Genomic DNA, 1,835 nt, shown 5'->3' with positions numbered 1-1,835 from the left:
CTGCCTTGTAATATTGCCAGCAATGTGGAAGATAACTTCCCAACAACACCAGTTCCGACCCGTCGAAATCCCCGATATGATCGCCAATAAATCTTTTGCCACTACAGTTTTCAAGCAGCGCGATCTCAAAATTAACATGCGATTTTAAGGCGGTATGTTTTTTGATTTCAAAAATCTCCGACCTGATTGTAAACGACTGGTCTGGCGGAAATGTGAAATTCTCGTATATGTATTGCATCGGTTGGTAGGGCTGGTTGTGTGTGTAACTGGCAATTCAAAGATAATAAAATACATGGAAAAGTGAATACCCCGGAAATATCATTTGTAACTGCTGGATTGAGGTTCCCGCATACCGGGGATTCAGATATCAGGTACCCGTGTTGAAGCAAAACTGCCTGGCGGCAAAACTGATATTATACATTGCGGGGAAAACAGCCTATACAGATTTCCTTCAAATCATTACGAATATAGATTGCAACCACTCAAATATACATCCACCCTCCGCCAACCCAACTACGCCCCCTAATTTTAGACCAGATTTAAAATTTAATCACATGAAACAGTTAGAAAAATTGGTTGCCAAAAAGGTAACATCTCCGGAAACTGTAAAGGGCGGCAGATTTGCATTGAATGCAGAATTTTCGCTTGAAGACCAGGAAAGAACCACTGAAAACTATGCTTCCTGGAACGGACAGCATTGGGTAACAGACACCCGGAATGACCCTAACAAGTAACCCCCAACGTAAATCTTTAAAAAATTAAACACTATGGACAAGTTGCAAAAACTGAACGCAAAAAAAGTTGAATCCCTGGAAACAATTAAAGGCGGTAAGGCTCTCTCCGCAGAGTTCTCCCTGGAAGCAGGCGATGCTGCAGGCACCACCGTGCACACTCCAACCCATTATTCAGGTCCGGATGTTTACCTGTGCGATCACAAAGCAGATCCCAAAAAATAGCTCCTTCCGCCATCAGGAACGGAAACAACAGGACTGCCGGCAATTACCGGCAGTCCTTACTACCAGTAATTAACGTACCATGTCCCAACAGATCCTCATATTAAGTCAATCGCACCTGGAAGGCACCACTGATCATGTTTGTCAATGGCTCAACCACCTGGGAATACCCTACCTGCGGATGAACGGAGAAGACTTATTCGATATGCAGCACCTCGGCGATTTGCCCGGCAATGACGAGGTAGCCGTGGTTTGGTACCGGAGAAAGATCAACAGCTTCCCGGTAAAATACAGCCTTAAACAAGCGGACTTCAACACACAGTACACCCTGAAACGATTCCTGGTAGATGAGTTTAACGGCCTTCATTCATTGTTGTTTTATACCATCGACCGGCAAAAATGGCTGAACAACCCCATTACAGAAGATAGCCTGAACAAACTGCACGTATTGTCCCTCGCCCGCAAATACGGGATCAACACCCCCTTTACAGATGTAGTAACCACCAAAACCGCGATTACAGCATTGCTGGAAAGCTATAATGAAATAATTGTAAAGCCCGTTAGTGAATGTATTTTCATCGAAGATGCTACCGGCGGGCAATACAAAATGCTCACCAAAACCATTCACCAGGCCAACCTGCACCTGGTACCTGAGAAATTTTTTCCCTCGCTGGTACAGGAAAAGATTACCAAGAAATTTGAGATCCGCACTTTTTACCTGGATGGTGAATGCCATTCCATGGCTATCTTTTCACAAAATAACCGGAAAACAAAAGACGATTTCCGGAACTACGATAACCAGCGGCCCAACAGAACAGTGCCTTATAAACTGCCGGCCGGCCTGGAACTTAAGCTGGATCAGCTGATGAAAGCGCTTAGTTT

3 protein-coding genes and 1 pseudogene are annotated in these 1,835 nt (G+C 44.6%); 3 read left to right on the top strand and 1 reads right to left on the bottom strand.

Going from position 1 to position 1,835, the window contains the following annotated elements:
• A pseudogene (locus VN105_RS15030) lies at positions 1-238 on the bottom strand (hypothetical protein); the annotation flags it as partial.
• A gap of 316 nt (positions 239-554) precedes the next feature.
• On the opposite strand from VN105_RS15030, the gene VN105_RS15025 reads away from it, so the two are divergent.
• The 3 genes from VN105_RS15025 to VN105_RS15015 form a co-directional block, all read left to right on the top strand.
• Complete coding sequence (locus tag VN105_RS15025) at positions 555-734, top strand: hypothetical protein (protein ID WP_325642285.1); 180 nt, start codon at positions 555-557, stop codon at positions 732-734.
• 33 nt (positions 735-767) lie between these two features.
• On the top strand, positions 768-956 hold the full coding sequence (locus VN105_RS15020; RefSeq protein WP_325642283.1) for a hypothetical protein: 189 nt from the start codon (positions 768-770) through the stop codon (positions 954-956).
• A 79-nt stretch (positions 957-1,035) separates the two neighbouring features.
• Positions 1,036-1,835, top strand: an 800-nt coding sequence (locus VN105_RS15015) for a hypothetical protein (protein WP_325642281.1), incomplete at its 3' end; no start/stop codon positions are given.

The organism is Chitinophaga sp., assembly GCF_035564935.1.
Taxonomy (GTDB): Bacteria; Bacteroidota; Bacteroidia; order Chitinophagales; family Chitinophagaceae; genus Chitinophaga.
This window is presented reverse-complemented; position numbering and strand designations above follow the sequence as displayed.

Bases quoted from the DNA above. Each gene is read 5' to 3' on its own strand.
- VN105_RS15025 (WP_325642285.1), top strand. From the start codon at position 555: ATGAAACAGTTAGAAAAATTGGTTGCCAAAAAGGTAACATCTCCGGAA.
- VN105_RS15020 (WP_325642283.1), top strand. From the start codon at position 768: ATGGACAAGTTGCAAAAACTGAACGCAAAAAAAGTTGAATCCCTGGAA.